We start from the raw sequence: 15156 nt of genomic DNA on the forward strand, positions 1-15156 counted from the left end.
AACAAGGACCCGGAGGCGCCGATCTTCTCGGTGGCCGACTACGGGCTGGAAGCCGATCTGTTCACGGCCGTGCCGGAGCTGGTGAAGACGGCCTAAGCGTTGCCATGGCACCGTGCAGCAAGGCGGTGCCAACGGCTCCGGACCACGGTTCCGGGGCCTGGCCAGAGCGGCACACAAGGCATGTGCCCCGGCCCCACCTGGTTCAGAGATTCAGGAGACAAGACATGCAGATTTCCCTTGGCCGCCGCAGCCTCGTGCTCGCCACAGCCGCTTTTGTGACCGCCGCTGGCACCAGCGCATCTGCCTGGGCGCAGTCCGGCGATTATCCGGCGCGGCCGATCACGCTGATCGTGCCGTTCCCGGCCGGTGGCCCCACCGATCGCCATATGCGTACCCTGGCCGATATTGCGGGCAAGCAACTGGGCCAGTCCATCATCGTCGAGAACAAACCCGGCGCGGGCGGCACGCTAGGCCCCGGCTCCATGGCGCGCACCGCCAAGCCCGATGGCTACACCATCACCCAGTTCCCCATGTCCATGCTGCGCATGGCGCATATGCAAAAGACCGCCTGGAACCCGGTCACGGACTTCACTTACATCATCGGTGTCTCGGGCTATACCTTCGGTTTCACGGTGCGCTCGGACTCGCCCTACAAGAGCTTCAACGAGTACATCGCCGCCGCGCGCAAGACTCCCGGCAAGATCGAATACGGCTCCACGGGCATAGGTTCCTCGCCGCATCTGCTGATGGAGGAGCTGGCCGAGAACGCCAAGGTCACTCTCAATCATGTGCCTTTCAAGGGCAATGCCGACCTGCAACAGGCCCTGCTGGGCGGTCATGTGGCGGCGCAAAGCGATGCCTCGGGTTGGGACACCTATGTGGATGGCGGCCAGATGCGCCTGCTCATGACCTTCGGTGAAAAGCGCACCCAGCGCTGGCCCGATGTCCCCACGGCCAAGGAGCTGGGCTATGGCGTGGTCTCCACCTCGCCCTACGGACTGGCCGGCCCCAAGGGCATGGATCCGGCCGTGGTGCGCAAGTTGCATGACGCCTTCAAGAAGGCCATGGACGACCCGCGCCATGTCGAGGTGCTCAAGCAGCTCAACCAGGACGCCTGGTACCGTTCGGGTGCCGACTATGCACAATGGGCCAGGGAGGCCTTTGCCAAGGACAAGGTTCTGATCGACCGCCTGGGTCTGGCCGCCAAATAGACCACCGTCTTCCGACGCGCCTGCAGGGCCAGGGGGCTCGCGGGCGCAGCCCCGCTTGCCCATCCCGAACCGGAGCCTTCATGGCCGTCTGCCTGCCTTCCCCCGATGCCCCCTTCACCACGCTGGCCGCGCTGATCCGCAGCCATGCGCGCCAGCAGCCCGGCCATGCCGCGCTGCGCGACGACCAGCAGACCCTGAGCTATGCCCTGCTTGACGCCCTCATGGACCGCGTGGCCGCCGCCTTGCAGCGCGACGGCGTGCAGCCGGGCCAGGCCATCGCCATCTGCGCGCTGAATTCCGTGCGCTATGCCGCGCTGTTCCTCGGAGCCTTGCGCGCGGGCGTGGTGGTCGCGCCGCTGGCGCCATCCTCCACGGCCGAGAGCCTGGCCTCCATGCTGCGCGATGCCCAGGCGCGTCATCTGTTCCTCGACAAGACGGCTCAGGACCTGGTGCCCACCGACACCGGACTGCAATGCATCTCTCTGGACGGGGTGGCGCCGGGCCGTGCCTTCGAGGACTGGCTCGCGCCCGAAGGCGCGCAGCCCGCTGCCGTGAGTGTGGAGCCCGAGGCTGCGTTCAACATCATCTATTCCTCCGGCACCACGGGGACTCCCAAGGGCATCGTGCAGTCGCACGGCATGCGCTGGACCCATATCAACCGGGGTGGCGTCTACGGCTACGGCCCCGAGGGTACGACGCTGCTGGCCACGCCGCTGTACTCCAACACCACGCTGGTGGTGTTCTTTCCCACGCTGGGCAGCGGCGGCTGCGTGGTGCTCATGCCCAAGTTCGACGCGGCGCGCTATCTGCAGCTGGCCGAGCAGCACCGCGTCACCCACGCCATGCTGGTGCCTGTGCAGTACCAGCGCATCATGGCGCTGCCGCAGTTCGACGCGCATGATCTGTCGAGCTTTCGCGCCAAGTTCTGCACCAGCGCGCCGTTTCGCGCCGAGCTCAAGGCCGATGTGGTGGCTCGCTGGCCCGGCAGTCTCACCGAGTTCTACGGCATGACCGAAGGCGGCGGCACCTGCATCCTCGAAGCCCATCTGCACCCGGACAAGCTGCACACCGTGGGCCGGCCCGCCGAAGGCCATGACATCCGCCTCATCGACGAGGAAGGCCGCGAGGTCGCCCCCGGCGCGGACGGCGAGGTCGTGGGCCATTCGGCCGGCATGATGAGCGGCTACCACGGCCAGCCCGCCAAGACGCGCGAGGCCGAATGGTTCGATGCCACGGGCAAGCGCTTCATCCGCACGGGCGATGTGGGCCGCTTCGATGCCGACGGCTTCCTGACCCTGTTCGACCGCCGCAAGGACATGATCATCAGCGGCGGCTTCAACATCTATCCCAGCGACCTGGAGGCCCAGCTGCGCGCCCACCCGGCCGTGGACGACGTGGCCGTGGTTGGCGTGCCCTCCGAGCAATGGGGCGAGACGCCCGTGGCCTATGTGGTGTCGCGCACGGGAGAGCCGGCGCGGCCCGAGGAGATCATGGGCTGGTACAACCGGCAGGCCGGCAAGACCCAGCGCCTGGCCGATCTGCGCTTCATCGCCGAGCTGCCGCGCAGTGCCATCGGCAAGGTGCTCAAGCGCGAGCTGCGCGACCAGTACGCGGCGGGGCGCTGAGCCTGTCTTTCATTCCACGATGCCCATCACGAGACCTATCCCATGAGCCATGACACCACGATGTCCGAAGTCCGTCGCCAGGTGACGGACCAGGAGTGGCAGACCCGCGTCGAGCTGGCCGCCGCCTACCGGCTGGTCGCCCACTTCGGCTGGGACGACCTGATCTTCACCCATATCTCGGCGCGCGTGCCGGGCCAGCCCGGACAGTTCCTGATCAACCCCTACGGCATGCTGTTCGATGAGATCACCGCGTCCAGCCTGGTCAAGGTCGATCACGAAGGCCAGCCGCTGATGGAGACCGAGTACGACGTCAACCCCGCGGGCTTCGTCATCCACAGCGCCATCCACGACGGCCGGCCCGAGGTGCAGTGTGTGCTGCACACGCATACGCGCTACGGCGTGGCCGTGTCGGCGCAAAAAGATGGCCTGCTGCCCATCTCGCAGCAGTCCATCTTCCCGCTGGCGCGCCTAGCCTACCATGACTACGAGGGCGTGGCCCTGCGCGATGACGAGAAGCCGCGCCTGGTGGACGATCTGGGTGCCAGCAACTTCCTCATCCTGCGCAACCACGGCCTGCTGACCTGCGGACGCAGCGTGGCCGAGGCCGTGCTGGCCATGTACACGCTGGAGTCGGCCTGCCGCATCCAGGTCCTCGCGCAGTCGGGCGGCGGCGAGCTGACCCGCATCCCGCAGACCATCATTGCCGACGCGGTCAATCAGTCGCGCCAGGTCACCAAGGGCAAGGGCGCGGGCCTGGCCTGGCCGGGCCTGCTGCGCCGCCTGGATCGCATAGACCCTTCTTACAAGGACTGAAGGAAACCATGGGAATTCTGGTCAATATCCATCCGAGCATGGGCGCGCCCATCGTTGATGCGCTGCGCGCCATGGCGCCCGATCTGCGGGTCTGGGCCCACCGCGACGAAGCGCCTGCCGCCGAGGTCGAGACCATGCTGGCCTGGAGCCTCAAGCCCGGCGTGCTGCCCGCCTATCCGCAGCTCAAGCTGCTGTGCGCTCCCAGTGCGGGCGTGGACAAGCTGCTGGCCGTGCCCGACCTGCCGGCCGGCCTGCCCGTGGCGCGTACCGTCGACCCGCAGCAGCATGTGGAGATCGCCCAGTATGTGGTCGGCACCGCGCTGCGCCACACGCGCGAGCTGGATCTGTTCGCGCGCCAGCAGCAGGCCGGCGACTGGCTGCGCCGCCCCGTGCGCGCCAGCGCCGACTGCCGCGTGGGCATTCTGGGTCTGGGCGAGGTCGGCCGCTTCGTGGCTGCTGCCATGCAGGCCGTGGGCTATCCTGTCGCGGGCTGGAGCCGCAGCGCCAAGAACATTGCCGGCCTGAGCACGCACAGCGGTGCCCAGGGTCTGCAGCAACTGCTGTCCGGCAGCGACATTCTGGTCTGCGCCTTGCCGCTCACGCCCGAGACGCGCGATCTGCTGAACCGCCGCACCCTGTCCCTGTTGCCGCGCGGTGCCTACTTCATCAACGTGGGGCGCGGCGAGCAGGTGGTCGAGGACGAGCTGCTGGCCCTGCTCGACGAAGGCCATCTGGCCGGCGCCGCGCTGGACGTGCTGCGCGAGGAGCCGCCCCAGCCCGGCAACAAGGTGTGGGGGCATCCCAAGGCCTTTGTCACACCGCATATCGCGGCCCAGGCCTCGGCCGACACCGTGGCCCGTCAGTGCCTGGAGAACCTGCGCCGCCTGCGCGTGGGCGAGCCCTTGCTCAATCTGGTGGACGTGGCCCGGGGATACTGAGACATTCTTGCCCTTAACTGCCGCGCCGCCGCGCGGCGCTTTCTCCCTAAAAGAACCAAGAGACATTCATGCCTTCGACATCTCGCCGCAGCTTTCTGCAATCGAGCGCCGCAGCCGGTGCCGCCATGCTGGCTCCCTCGGTCTGGGCCCAGAGCCCCTGGCCCGCCAAACCCATACGCATCATCGTGCCCTATACGGCAGGCGGCTTTACCGACCAGATGGCGCGACTGCTGCAGGTGGGCCTGCAAAAAGCCCTGGGTCAGCCCATCATCGTGGAGAACAAGCCGGGCGCGAACAGTCTGATCGGCGTGGAGCAACTGGCCAAGTCCGCACCCGACGGCTACACCTTCGGCGTGGTGATCGCGGCCTATGCGGCCAATACCACGCTCTATCCCAAGCTGCCCTACAACCCCAAGAAGGATCTGGTTGGCGTGTCGCTGATGGGGGTCTCGCCGCTGGTGGCGGCCGTGGCCAACAATGCCCCGTTCAAGACCACGCAGGAGCTGATTGCCTATGCCAAGGCCCATCCGGGCAAGGTCAGCTTTGGCTCCTCGGGAAGCGGCTCCAGCGCGCATCTGACCACGGAGCTCATGAAGCTGCTGACCAAGACCGACATGATCCATGTGCCCTACAAGGGCGCCGCCCCCGCGCTGACCGACCTCATGGGCGGTCAGATTCCGTTGTTCCTCGATCCTCCGCCCAATCTGATCCAGCCTGCCAAGGCCGGTCGCATCCGTCTGATCGGCGTGGCCAGCGACAAGCGCCTGGCCGCCTTGCCCGATGTGCCCACTTTTGCCGAGCAGGGCATTCCGGATCTCATGGGCAGCACCTGGGCCGCGATGATCGCCCCGGCGGGCGTGCCGCGCGAGATCGTGCAGCGCATGTCCGCCGAGGTGGCGCGGATCATCCGCAGCCCCGAGATTGCGCAGCGCCTGGAGCAGACCATGGGCACTTTTGCCGAAGGCTCGACCCCCGAGGAGTGCGATCGCTTCATTGCGGCCGAAACCGCCAAATGGGGCAAGGTGATACGCGAGGCCAAGGTGACGCTGGACTGAGCCGGTCCCATGGCCGCCCGTATGAGGTGGCCTCCCGGAAGCGCACCCTCAGGCGCCGGTGAGCGCGCGGGCCAGCAGCGCCACCCCCGTCAGAAAGTCCTCTGTATCCATGGCTTCATGGGGATTGTGCGAGCCGTTCTCGTTGCGGATGAAGACCATGGCCGAGGGTACGCCCGCGTTGGCAAACACCGCCGCATCGTGGCCGGCGCCGCTGGCCATGCGCTCCAGCTTCATGTCCTGCGGTGCGGCCGCCTCCAGCCGCTGCAGCCAGCCAGCATCCATGGTCGCGGGCTCCGTGAACAGACGTTCGTCGAATTCGAAACGCACACCTCGTGCGCGTTCTATGGCCTGGCATTCCTCGCGCATCAGGGTGTAGAAGCGCTCCAGCGTCTGGGTGTCCTGGCTGCGCACTTCGAAGCTGAAGGCCACCTCGCCCGGAATGACGGACACCGCATGCGATTGCGCCGAGGTGGAGCAGATGCCCGTGGTCATCACCAGGTCCATGCCCATCTGCAGCAGCACGCGCCAGTGCTCGTCCATGCGCGACAGCAGCTCGGCAATCGCCAGCAGCGCATCCTTGCGCAACCAACGCGGCACGGCGCCCGAGTGGCCGGTTTCGCCGATGCAGCGGATCAGGTTGTGGCGGACGTTGCCGCGGATGCCCGTCACCAGCGCCACGGGCCAGCCGCGATTGACCATGACCGGACCCTGCTCGATATGCAGCTCCAGATAGGCCGCGATATGCGCGAGGTCGACCAGTGGCTCGCCGCGTTGAATGGCCTCTACGTCGGCGCCGCAGCGCGACATGGCTTCGCCCAGCACACCGGTGCCGTCGCGATGGGGCCGCGTCAAGGTGGCTGCAGGCAGTTTGCCCAGCAGGGACAGAGAGCCCAGATAGGCCTTGCCATACCAGGCGCTTTCCTCGCCGCGCAGGGCCAGCACGCGTAGCGGCGGAGCCTCTTCATGGCGGCCGCGCAGCTGCAGCAGCATCAGCATGCCCGCAACAATGCCCGCCAGTCCGTCGTAGTTGCCGCCCTGTGGCACGGAGTCGGCGTGCGAGCCTATCGCCACAAAGGGCTCCGTCCGGGTTTCCTCCGGCAGGCTCAGCCACAGGTTGCCGGCGCGATCCCGCTCATGGCCCAGACCCAGTTCTTCGGCCCGGTCCTCGAGAATGCGCAGTGCAGTGTTTTCGCCCGCGCCATAGCTTTCACGCGTGACGCCCAGGCCGTCACGGGTGGCTTCGCGGATTTCAGAGAACAGGGACTGCGCCAGCGCACGCGTATCCACCGATGTAGCGCAGACCGTCATGCTCCGGTACCTCCATGGCGGATGGACCAGGCCACGGGCGAGGCCGAGAAGTCCGCAAGCGTGGCCTTCTGATCGGCACTGAGCTGTCCGCTGGCCAGCAGGGCTGTGTGCAGCTGATTCCACGTCGCCAGCGCATGCAGGGACAGGGCATGCTCGGCCAGGGTGCCGGCCTGCGGTGCATAGAGCGCATAGTCGAGCAGAACCAGCACGTCCTCGACCACAGGGCCTGCGCGGCGCAGGGCGGCGACCGTCCCAGCCTTGGAGCGACCGTCGGTGGTCACATCGTCCACCAGCAGGACCTTGGCATCGGCCGGCAGACGGCCTTCGAGCTGGGCCGTGATGTCCCAGCCCACGGGGCGCTTGCGCAGATAGAGCATGGGCAGTTCCAGCCGCTCGGCCAGCCAGGCGGCAAAGGCAATGCCCGAGCTTTCGGTGCCCACGATGGCATTGATGCCGCGGGCGGCAATCACCGGCCGCATGCAGCGGGCCGCAAGGTCCATGACTTCGCGGCGCAGGGCGACATCCGACATCAGGACTTGCGCATCCACATAGACCGGGCTGGCCCAGCCCGAGGTGTAGATAAACGGTTGATGCGAAGCAATGCGTACAGCGCCCAGGTCCACCAGGGCCTGGGCAACGCGTGGCGCGTCGGAATCGGAAAGAAGCATGAGCGTGTCCGTGTGCAAAACGCGCATGTTAAAAACCTGGGCCCTGGGCAAGAAGTGGCTAAAATTCCTCGAGCCGTTCCAGAACGTGATGGCTCGTGCTGCATGTGTTGACGCATGCCCCATCTTTTATCCGCGGCGCCCCGCCCGGCATCGCTGCACATAGGCGCTGCGGCGCCTTGCTCCCATGTCCGACTTCACCTCGTCGCGTAGCTTTCTGCGCCAGATCGACCTTTCATCCCTGGACCTGTTTGTGCTGATCTGCGAGTACGGCAGCATTGCGCGCGCGGCCGAACATGGCGGCATGGTCGCCTCGGCGGTCAGCAAGCGTGTTGCCGAGCTGGAATCCCTGGCCCGCACCCCGCTGCTGCTGCGCCACGCCCGCGGCGTGCGCGCGACCCCGGCCGGGGAGTTGCTGCTCGCGCATGCGCGCACCATCCTCCAGGGCGTCGAACATCTGCGCGACGACCTGGGCGAATATGCGCGCGGCGTACGCGGGCTGGTGCGCCTGAGCGCCAATGCATCCGCCGTGGAGCAGTTCCTGCCCGAGGATATTGCGGTCTTCGTCAGGCATCATCCCGACATCCGCATCGATCTGCGCCAGGCGACCAGCCGATCCGTCGCGCGTGCCGTGCGCGACCATATTGCCGATCTGGGGGTCTGCAGCCCCAGCGATGAGGTGGAGGGGCTGGAATCCATGCCTTATCGGCGTGAGCGCATGGTGCTGATCATGCCCAGGGAGCATGCCCTGGCCGGCCATCGGGAGCTGGCCTATGAAGAAGCGCTGGACTACGCGCAGATCGGGCTGCGCGACAGCAGCATCGTCCAGGAAATGCTCAATCGGGAGGCCCGTGCGGGCCGGCGCATGCTGCGCCAGCGCATCGAGGTCGACAGCCTGAGCGCCATGTGCCGCATGATCGAATGCGGGCTGGGCGTGGGCGTCATGCCCGAGGGCGCCTACCAGAGGCTGGGCGAGACTCGCGCTCTGCATGCGGTGCCGCTGACCGATGCCTGGGCCGAGCGCAGCCTGAATCTGTATGCGGCCCGTTTTGCCGACCTGCCCGCGCCGGCTCGGCATTTCGCTGCGGCCCTGGTGCCGCAGCGCTAATGCTGCCGGCCTGCCTTTTATATGATGGATGCATTGCGGTTGGGCGGCCAAGGTGAATAGTTGGCCGATCCATCGAGAAATATGCGCCAATGTGGATGATTGGAAGTGATGCGGCAGCGTGTTGCAGGGAGGGACAAGGCAATGACGATCGATAAGGAAGCCCATTTGCTGGAGCACCGGCTCAAGACCCAGGTCGTGCACCAGGGCGGTTTTCTGCAGGTGAGGCTGGATACCGTGCGGCTGCCGCACGGCGGCGAAGCGACGCGCGAATATGTGGTGCATCCGGGGGCGGTGGTGGTGATCGGCCTGCTCGATGACGGTCGTGTGCTGCTGGAGCGGCAGTTTCGCTACCCCGTGGGCCTGGTGATGACGGAGTTTCCGGCGGGCAAGCTGGATGCGGGCGAGCAGCCCTTGGTCTGCGCGCGGCGCGAGCTGCTGGAGGAAACCGGCTATACGGCGCGGGAGTGGGCCTATGCGGGACCCTTGCACCTGGCGATAGGCTATTCCACCGAAGTCATCCACGTGTTTTTCGCGCGCGGCCTGACGGCCGGCGAGCGCCATCTGGATGCGGACGAGTCCCTGGATGTCTGCAGCATGACGCCCGAGGAGCTCTTCCACGGCGTGCAGACCGGGCAGGTGACCGATGCCAAGACGCTGAGCTGCTGCCTGTGGCTGCAGAATGTGCAAAGCGGTGCATGGCAGCTCGATTGGCAAGTCCTGTGATGGGCTTGCTGCCCGGAGGCCGGGCCCGTGCGGCGGGTTTGGCCTGCCGCGCCGAATCTGGCTCTTGATGGATCTTCATCCGGGGCTCTCTGTCCCGAGTCTGCGCCGGGCATCCTATAAACTTGCCGCATGTCTCTATGGCTGGCGGCCGCAGCCGGCGGCCGCCGGCGCATATATGTTCAGGAGTTCATCAATGGAATCGCCGAATCTTGAGGATGACAGTGTCTTTGAGAGCGCCGCCGAACTGTTCAAGGCCATGGCGGCGCCCATGCGCCTGAAGATCATCAGCGCGCTTTGCAATGGCGAGAAAAATGTTTCCGAGCTGCTGGCCAATATCGACACGACCCAGCCCAATATGTCCCAGCACCTGAATACTCTGTACCAGGCCGGCATCCTGGGGCGCCGGCGCGAGGGGGTGAGCATTTATTACTTCATCGCCAACGAGAAGGTGGTGCATATGTGCCGCACCATCTGCGTCCAGATTGCGATAGAGCAAAATTGAGCGGCCGAAATACCAAAGGCGCCTCTGGCGCCTTTTTTCATGGACCGAAAAAGCTCAGGGCTTGAGATAGACAAAGCCTTCCCTGGCCTGGAGGCGCGCGACCTCGGCCACGCCCGAGGGCACGATCTGGGTTTCCATCAACAGGTTTGCCGCATCGATATGGCGTGTCTGCAGCGTGTTATTGCAGACCTTGAACTCCACGCCGCGCCCGGCCAGGGCGCTGACCTGGCCGCTGAATTCGCGGCCTTTGCTGTCCTTGGCATCGTTGAGCAGAAAGTCTATGCCCGGCCCATGCGTGACCACCACGATTCTGTCCGTGGGCGAGGCATTCAGCTCATTGCTGATATTGCTCAGGATGGCGGCGGCAGTCTCCACGCCGGTGTTGACGTGATAGACAACCTTGATATGGTCCTGGGCCGCGGCGACGGCCGTGCACAGTGCAAAGCCCAGTGCTATGAGTTGGCGCTTCATCTCTTGTCTCCTCTGGTGCAGCCAGTCGTCGCGGGAAGATGCTGCTTGTTAAATATTGCTATCTGCTTATATTAGTCGCCACGCAAGATTTGAAAAATAGGGCAAGCGCTAGTGCCGGAGCGGGCAGCGTCACGACCCATGCAAGGAGACAACATGGCAAGACATTTGAAGGCTGCGGCCCTGGCTGCGCTGCTGGCCGTCGCGGGGGCTGCATCGGGGCATGAGGAGGCAGCGGCGCCGACCGCGCAGGCCGCCTCTGCAGCGCCCATGCGGCTGCAGCAGCTTGCGGCCAATGTCTATTTTGTGCAGGGCGTGTCGGCGCTGGGCAGTCCCGCCAACCGGAACTTCATCTCCAACGCCGGCTTTGTGATCACCACCGACAGCGTGGTGGTGATTGATGCCCTGGGATCGCCCGCGCTGGCGCAGGAGCTGGTGGAAAAGATCAGATCCCTCACCTCCAAGCCCATCAGCCATGTGATTCTGACCCACTACCATGCCGACCATATCTACGGGCTGCAGGTGTTCGAAGCGCTGGGCGCAAAAATCGTGGCCCATGCCCTGGCACGGGAGTACATCAATTCGGAAACCGCCCGCCTGCGCCTGCAGGCATCGCGCCAGGAACTCGCGCCCTGGATCGACGCGGACACGCGCATGGTGGCCGCGAATCAATGGGTGTCCGGCGATGCCGAACGGCTTTCGATAGGCGGCGTCGATTTCGTGATGCAGCACATGGGGCCCGCGCACACCCCCGAGGACACGGCGATCTTCCTGCCGCAAAGCGGGGTGCTGTTCATAGGAGACGTGGTGTTTCGCAACCGCATACCCTATGTGGGGCAGGCCGACAGCCGGCACTGGATTGCGGCGCTGGACGAGTTGCTCAAGCTCCCCGTGAAGGTCATGGTGCCAGGCCATGGAGGCGCTTCCGACAGGCCCGGCCAGGATATGCAGCTTACGCGTGACTATCTGCAGTATCTGCGCACCGCCATGGGCAAGGCAGCGGCCAATCTTGATCCTTTTGACGAGGCCTATAAAGCCACTGACTGGTCAAGGTTTGCCGGGTATCCGCTATTCAAGGAGGCCAATCGCATGAATGCCTACAACACCTTCTTGCTGATGGAGCAGGAGAAGCCCTGATGCGCTCTATGTACACGCGCAGGCTCTGGATACAGGCTCTGGCGCTCGGCGCGGCGCCGGCAATGGCGGCGCCGGATGCCTCGGAGCGCCTGCTGCCCAGCAGCCAGGACCTGCCGCGCGATCTGTTCGCGGCACTGGCCCGAAAAGAGCCGCTGGTGGTGATGGCAAGCTTGCACGGCTGTCCGTACTGCAAGCTGGTGCGCGAGCATTTTCTGCTGCCTCTGAGCCAAAGCGGAGCCTGCGTCACCCAGGTTCATTTTTTGTCCCGCGATCCGCTGCGGAACTGGGCGGGCGAGCCAAGCACCCATGGCGCGGTGATCAGGCAACTGGGGATTGAGCTGGCCCCCAGCCTGCTGTTTTATGGCGCCGCGCAGCAGGAGGTGGCGGCGCGCCTGGTCGGAGGCTCGATTCCCGATTTCTACGGCGCCTATCTTGACGAGCGCATGGCTGCGGCAAGGGCCACGCTGCGCAGCCGCTGAGGAAATTCAGCGGGTTTGCGATCGCTATTCTGAATCTGAATAACGCGGGTTATTGCCAGATTTCAAACCTCGGTCGGTGCCGCATACTTTAAATAACAACATGCTTATATATGAATATAGACTGCGACAGCTCTGAGGGGCGGAGGTCGGGCTGCATGCCTGCAGGGCATGGACTGCCTCCAAACGGTGCGTGGTTTGCTATTGAAGAGGGAGCATATGCGGAGCCAGCTAATGGGCAAGGTGCGCAAGGCACCGGAGAATTTTGTGCGATCCGACGAGGTCGGCACGGTGTTTGCCGAGGCCAGGGCCGGGCGGCGCGACTTCATTCGCGGCGCTTTTGCCGCCGCGGCGACAGCGGTGGCTGCCAATGCGCAGGCGCAGCAGGCGGCAGTCGGCGAGGGCGACCCGAATATTCTGGAGCTGCCCGCACACAGCAAGGGCCTGGGCCAGCCGGTGGTGACCGACGGCTATGGCAAGCCTTCCAAATACGAAGCCAATGTGCAGCGTCGCCAAAGTCCGGGTCTGACGCAGACCAAGCAGGCTTCGGTGTCGTTTGCGCCGCTGCAGTCGTTGTTCGGCATCGTCACGCCCAGCGGCCTGCACTTCGAGCGCCACCATCAGGGCTGGTGGGATATCGATCCCTCCAAGCACAGGCTGATGATCAACGGCCTGGTGAAGAACCCCAAGGTCTTCACCATGGACGAGATCATGCGCCTGCCCGCGGTCTCCCGCTTTCATTTCATCGAATGCGGCGCCAACACCGGCATGGAATGGGGCAATGTGGCCGTGCCCACGGTGCAGTACACGCATGGCATGCTGTCGTGCAGCGAATTCACGGGCGTGCCTTTGATCACCTTGCTGGAGATGGCCGGGGCCGATCTGAAGCAAGGCAAGTTCATCCTGGCCGAAGGCGCCGACGGTTCGTCGATGACGCGCACGATTCCGGTCGAGCTCATCACCTCGGGCGAGGTGCTGGTGGCCTATGGCCAGAACGGCGAGATGCTGAGGCCCGAACAGGGCTATCCGCTGCGGCTGGTGGTTCCCGGCGTGCAGGGCGTGAGCTGGGTCAAGTACCTGCGCCGCATCGAGGTCGGCGACATGCCTTATGCGGCCAAGGACGAGGCGATTCACTATGTGGACTTGATGCCCGACGGCCAGCACCGCCAGTACACCAGCATCCAGGAATGCAAGAGCGTGGTGACCACGCCCTCGGGCGGGCAGATGCTGCTCGACCAGGGCTTCTACAACATCACGGGCCTGGCCTGGTCGGGGCGCGGCAAGGTCAAGCGCGTGGACGTGAGCGTGGACGGCGGCCGCAACTGGCGCACGGCCAGGCTCGAAGGCCCGGTGATGAGCAAATGCCTGACGCGCTTCAACCTCGACTGGGTGTGGAACGGCGAGGAATGCATCATCCAGAGCCGTGCCATGGACGAGACCGGCTATGTGCAGCCCAGCTACCAGCAGCTGCGCGCGGTGCGCGGCGCGCGCTCCATTTATCACAACAATGCCATTCAGTCCTGGGCGGTGCGCGCCAACGGGGAGGTCGCCAATGTTCAGCTTGCGTAAATCGCTCATCCTGACCGCTGCTGCGGTGCTTGGAGCCGTCGCGGCGCCCGCCTTGGCGCAGGGCAAGAGCGGCGAGCAGCGCTTTCCCGGCGTGGGCCGCAATGCCACGCCCGGCGAGGTCCGGGCCTGGGATATCGATGTGCGCCCCGACTTCAAGGGCCTGCCGCCGGGCTCGGGCTCGGTGCAAAAAGGCATGGATGTCTGGGAGGCCAAGTGCGCCTCATGCCACGGCGTGTTCGGCGAGTCCAACGAGGTGTTCAGCCCCTTGATCGGCGGCACCACGGCCGAGGACATCAAGACCGGCCATGCCGCGCGCCTCAAGGATCCGGCATTTCCGGGCCGTACGACGCTGATGAAGGTCGCCACCGTCTCCACGCTGTGGGACTACATCAACCGCGCCATGCCCTGGAATGCGCCCAAATCTCTGTCGACCGACGAGGTCTATGCGGTCACGGCCTATCTGCTGAACCTGGGCGGGGTCGTCCCCGAGAGCTTCACGCTCAGCGACAAGAACATTGCCGAGGTGCAGCAAAAGCTGCCCAACCGCAACGGCATGAGTGCACAGCATGCGCTGTGGCCGGGCAGCGAATTCGCCAGGAACGCCAGGCCCGATGTGCAGGCTGCGGCCTGCATGAGCAACTGCGGCCCCGCGCCGCAGATCCGCTCGGCCCTGCCGCAGCATGCAAGCAACAACCACGGCAATCTGGCTCAGCAAAACCGCCTAGTCGGTGCTCAGCGCGGCATTGAAACCGATGGGGGCGCGGCCAAGCCTGCCGTGCCGCAGACGAAATCCGGCAACGGCGCACCCAGCGCGATTCTGGAGAAGAACAGCTGCGTGGCCTGCCATGGCATGGAGCAGAAGATCGTGGGCCCCGCATTCAGCGACATCGCCCGCAAGTACGGCGGCCAGGCGGACTATCTGCTGGCCAAGGTCAAGAGCGGCGGCGCGGGCGTCTGGGGCTCGGTGCCCATGCCGCCCCAGCCCGGTCTGAGCGACGCGGACGCCAAGCTCATTGCCCAATGGCTGGCCGGCGCGGCCAAGCCTTAAACGACAAGCGCACCGCGCATGTGATCCCCCCATGACAAGGAGACAAGAGATGAAACGCAGAGATGCACTCAAGAACAGCGCTGCCGTGCTGGGCATGTTGCTGGCCGCCGGCCTGCTGCCCCAGGCCGCATATGCGGGCTACAACAAGGCCGCGTTCGACGCCAAGACCGTGGCCGAGGTGCTCAAGGCCCTGGGCGCAGCGGCGCCGGCCGAGAGCAAGGAGGTCACGCTGACGGCGCCCGATATCGCCGAGAACGGCGCCGTCGTGCCCCTGGGCGCGGCGACCAGCCTGCCCAATGTGAAGCAGGTGCTGGTGCTGGTGGAAAAGAACCCGAACACGCTGGTGGCGTCGTTTGCGGTCAGCGATGCGGTTGAAGCCAACTTCCTCACGCGCGCCAAGCTGGGCCAGTCCTCGGACGTCTATGCGGTGGCCATCACCGGCGACGGCAAGGCCTTCTATGCGAAGAAGGAAGTCAAGGTCACTCTCGGCGGCTGCGGCGGCTGATCAAT

The 15156-nt window shown here is 65.4% G+C and carries 17 protein-coding genes; 14 read left to right on the forward strand and 3 right to left on the reverse strand.

Annotated elements, in window-relative coordinates; genetic code table 11:
* From AB6724_RS11870 to AB6724_RS11895, 6 genes are all read left to right on the forward strand, one after another.
* Positions 1-96: electron transfer flavoprotein subunit alpha (locus tag AB6724_RS11870; RefSeq protein WP_369338858.1), on the forward strand; the 96-nt coding region annotated here is incomplete at its 5' end.
* Between the two features lie 128 nt (positions 97-224).
* Positions 225-1211, forward strand: coding sequence for a tripartite tricarboxylate transporter substrate binding protein (locus AB6724_RS11875; protein ID WP_369338729.1), 987 nt, complete (start codon positions 225-227; stop codon positions 1209-1211).
* Positions 1212-1291: 80 nt separating this feature from the next.
* On the forward strand, positions 1292-2836 hold the full coding sequence (locus AB6724_RS11880) for a class I adenylate-forming enzyme family protein (RefSeq protein WP_369338730.1): 1545 nt from the start codon (positions 1292-1294) through the stop codon (positions 2834-2836).
* Between the two features lie 42 nt (positions 2837-2878).
* Positions 2879-3649 carry a class II aldolase/adducin family protein gene (locus AB6724_RS11885; protein ID WP_369338731.1) on the forward strand — a complete coding sequence of 257 codons (771 nt, stop codon included), beginning with the start codon at positions 2879-2881 and terminating at the stop codon, positions 3647-3649.
* Positions 3650-3657: 8 nt separating this feature from the next.
* Positions 3658-4587 carry a 2-hydroxyacid dehydrogenase gene (locus AB6724_RS11890; RefSeq protein WP_369338732.1) on the forward strand — a complete coding sequence of 310 codons (930 nt, stop codon included), beginning with the start codon at positions 3658-3660 and terminating at the stop codon, positions 4585-4587.
* Between the two features lie 68 nt (positions 4588-4655).
* On the forward strand, positions 4656-5642 hold the full coding sequence (locus AB6724_RS11895; RefSeq protein WP_369338733.1) for a tripartite tricarboxylate transporter substrate binding protein: 987 nt from the start codon (positions 4656-4658) through the stop codon (positions 5640-5642).
* A gap of 48 nt (positions 5643-5690) precedes the next feature.
* Here AB6724_RS11895 and AB6724_RS11900 read toward each other — a convergent pair whose 3' ends face one another.
* Positions 5691-6950 (reverse strand): hydantoinase/carbamoylase family amidase, encoded by a 1260-nt coding sequence (locus AB6724_RS11900; protein WP_369338734.1) that lies wholly within the window; start codon positions 6948-6950, stop codon positions 5691-5693.
* Entirely contained in the window at positions 6947-7618 is a 672-nt protein-coding gene (locus AB6724_RS11905) for an orotate phosphoribosyltransferase (protein ID WP_369338735.1), read from the reverse strand. Before AB6724_RS11905 ends, AB6724_RS11900 begins: the two co-directional genes overlap by 4 nt.
* A 184-nt stretch (positions 7619-7802) precedes the next feature.
* Between AB6724_RS11905 and AB6724_RS11910 the strand changes: the two genes are divergently transcribed.
* The 3 genes from AB6724_RS11910 to AB6724_RS11920 all read left to right on the forward strand — a co-directional run bounded on the left by AB6724_RS11910 (position 7803) and on the right by AB6724_RS11920 (position 9948).
* Positions 7803-8723 (forward strand): LysR family transcriptional regulator, encoded by a 921-nt coding sequence (locus AB6724_RS11910; RefSeq protein WP_369338736.1) that lies wholly within the window; start codon positions 7803-7805, stop codon positions 8721-8723.
* Between the two features lie 141 nt (positions 8724-8864).
* Positions 8865-9446, forward strand: coding sequence for an NUDIX domain-containing protein (locus AB6724_RS11915; RefSeq protein WP_369338737.1), 582 nt, complete (start codon positions 8865-8867; stop codon positions 9444-9446).
* A 193-nt stretch (positions 9447-9639) separates the two neighbouring features.
* Positions 9640-9948, forward strand: coding sequence for an ArsR/SmtB family transcription factor (locus AB6724_RS11920; RefSeq protein WP_369338738.1), 309 nt, complete (start codon positions 9640-9642; stop codon positions 9946-9948).
* Positions 9949-10002: 54 nt separating this feature from the next.
* Here the strand turns inward: AB6724_RS11920 and AB6724_RS11925 are convergent, their stop codons facing one another.
* Positions 10003-10419: a DsrE family protein gene (locus tag AB6724_RS11925; RefSeq protein ID WP_369338739.1), complete on the reverse strand. Its 417-nt coding sequence runs from the start codon at positions 10417-10419 to the stop codon at positions 10003-10005.
* A 153-nt stretch (positions 10420-10572) separates the two neighbouring features.
* Between AB6724_RS11925 and AB6724_RS11930 the strand changes: the two genes are divergently transcribed.
* The 5 genes from AB6724_RS11930 to soxY all read left to right on the forward strand — a co-directional run bounded on the left by AB6724_RS11930 (position 10573) and on the right by soxY (position 15151).
* The gene (locus AB6724_RS11930; protein WP_369338740.1) at positions 10573-11553 is read left to right on the forward strand and encodes an MBL fold metallo-hydrolase; all 981 of its coding nucleotides are present in this window, start codon (positions 10573-10575) and stop codon (positions 11551-11553) included.
* Positions 11553-12032 carry a thioredoxin domain-containing protein gene (locus AB6724_RS11935; RefSeq protein ID WP_369338741.1) on the forward strand — a complete coding sequence of 160 codons (480 nt, stop codon included), beginning with the start codon at positions 11553-11555 and terminating at the stop codon, positions 12030-12032. The genes AB6724_RS11930 and AB6724_RS11935 overlap by 1 nt, the downstream gene beginning before the upstream one ends.
* A gap of 216 nt (positions 12033-12248) precedes the next feature.
* Positions 12249-13598: a sulfite dehydrogenase gene (soxC, locus tag AB6724_RS11940; RefSeq protein ID WP_369338742.1), complete on the forward strand. Its 1350-nt coding sequence runs from the start codon at positions 12249-12251 to the stop codon at positions 13596-13598.
* The gene (locus AB6724_RS11945) at positions 13582-14646 is read left to right on the forward strand and encodes a c-type cytochrome (RefSeq protein WP_369338743.1); all 1065 of its coding nucleotides are present in this window, start codon (positions 13582-13584) and stop codon (positions 14644-14646) included. Before soxC ends, AB6724_RS11945 begins: the two co-directional genes overlap by 17 nt.
* A gap of 49 nt (positions 14647-14695) precedes the next feature.
* Positions 14696-15151 carry a thiosulfate oxidation carrier protein SoxY gene (gene soxY, locus AB6724_RS11950; RefSeq protein ID WP_369338744.1) on the forward strand — a complete coding sequence of 152 codons (456 nt, stop codon included), beginning with the start codon at positions 14696-14698 and terminating at the stop codon, positions 15149-15151.
* Positions 15152-15156 lie beyond the last annotated feature (5 nt).

It is taken from the genome of Comamonas guangdongensis (assembly GCF_041079535.1).
Lineage (GTDB): Bacteria > Pseudomonadota > Gammaproteobacteria > Burkholderiales > Burkholderiaceae_C > Comamonas > Comamonas guangdongensis.

Coding starts and splice junctions, on each gene's coding strand:
- AB6724_RS11875 (WP_369338729.1), top strand. CDS start 225: ATGCAGATTTCCCTTGGCCGCCGCAGCCTCGTGCTCGCCACAGCCGCT.
- AB6724_RS11880 (WP_369338730.1), top strand. CDS start 1,292: ATGGCCGTCTGCCTGCCTTCCCCCGATGCCCCCTTCACCACGCTGGCC.
- AB6724_RS11885 (WP_369338731.1), top strand. CDS start 2,879: ATGAGCCATGACACCACGATGTCCGAAGTCCGTCGCCAGGTGACGGAC.
- AB6724_RS11890 (WP_369338732.1), top strand. CDS start 3,658: ATGGGAATTCTGGTCAATATCCATCCGAGCATGGGCGCGCCCATCGTT.
- AB6724_RS11895 (WP_369338733.1), top strand. CDS start 4,656: ATGCCTTCGACATCTCGCCGCAGCTTTCTGCAATCGAGCGCCGCAGCC.
- AB6724_RS11900 (WP_369338734.1), bottom strand. CDS start 6,950: ATGACGGTCTGCGCTACATCGGTGGATACGCGTGCGCTGGCGCAGTCC.
- AB6724_RS11905 (WP_369338735.1), bottom strand. CDS start 7,618: ATGCTTCTTTCCGATTCCGACGCGCCACGCGTTGCCCAGGCCCTGGTG.
- AB6724_RS11910 (WP_369338736.1), top strand. CDS start 7,803: ATGTCCGACTTCACCTCGTCGCGTAGCTTTCTGCGCCAGATCGACCTT.
- AB6724_RS11915 (WP_369338737.1), top strand. CDS start 8,865: ATGACGATCGATAAGGAAGCCCATTTGCTGGAGCACCGGCTCAAGACC.
- AB6724_RS11920 (WP_369338738.1), top strand. CDS start 9,640: ATGGAATCGCCGAATCTTGAGGATGACAGTGTCTTTGAGAGCGCCGCC.
- AB6724_RS11925 (WP_369338739.1), bottom strand. CDS start 10,419: ATGAAGCGCCAACTCATAGCACTGGGCTTTGCACTGTGCACGGCCGTC.
- AB6724_RS11930 (WP_369338740.1), top strand. CDS start 10,573: ATGGCAAGACATTTGAAGGCTGCGGCCCTGGCTGCGCTGCTGGCCGTC.
- AB6724_RS11935 (WP_369338741.1), top strand. CDS start 11,553: ATGCGCTCTATGTACACGCGCAGGCTCTGGATACAGGCTCTGGCGCTC.
- soxC (WP_369338742.1), top strand. CDS start 12,249: ATGCGGAGCCAGCTAATGGGCAAGGTGCGCAAGGCACCGGAGAATTTT.
- AB6724_RS11945 (WP_369338743.1), top strand. CDS start 13,582: ATGTTCAGCTTGCGTAAATCGCTCATCCTGACCGCTGCTGCGGTGCTT.
- soxY (WP_369338744.1), top strand. CDS start 14,696: ATGAAACGCAGAGATGCACTCAAGAACAGCGCTGCCGTGCTGGGCATG.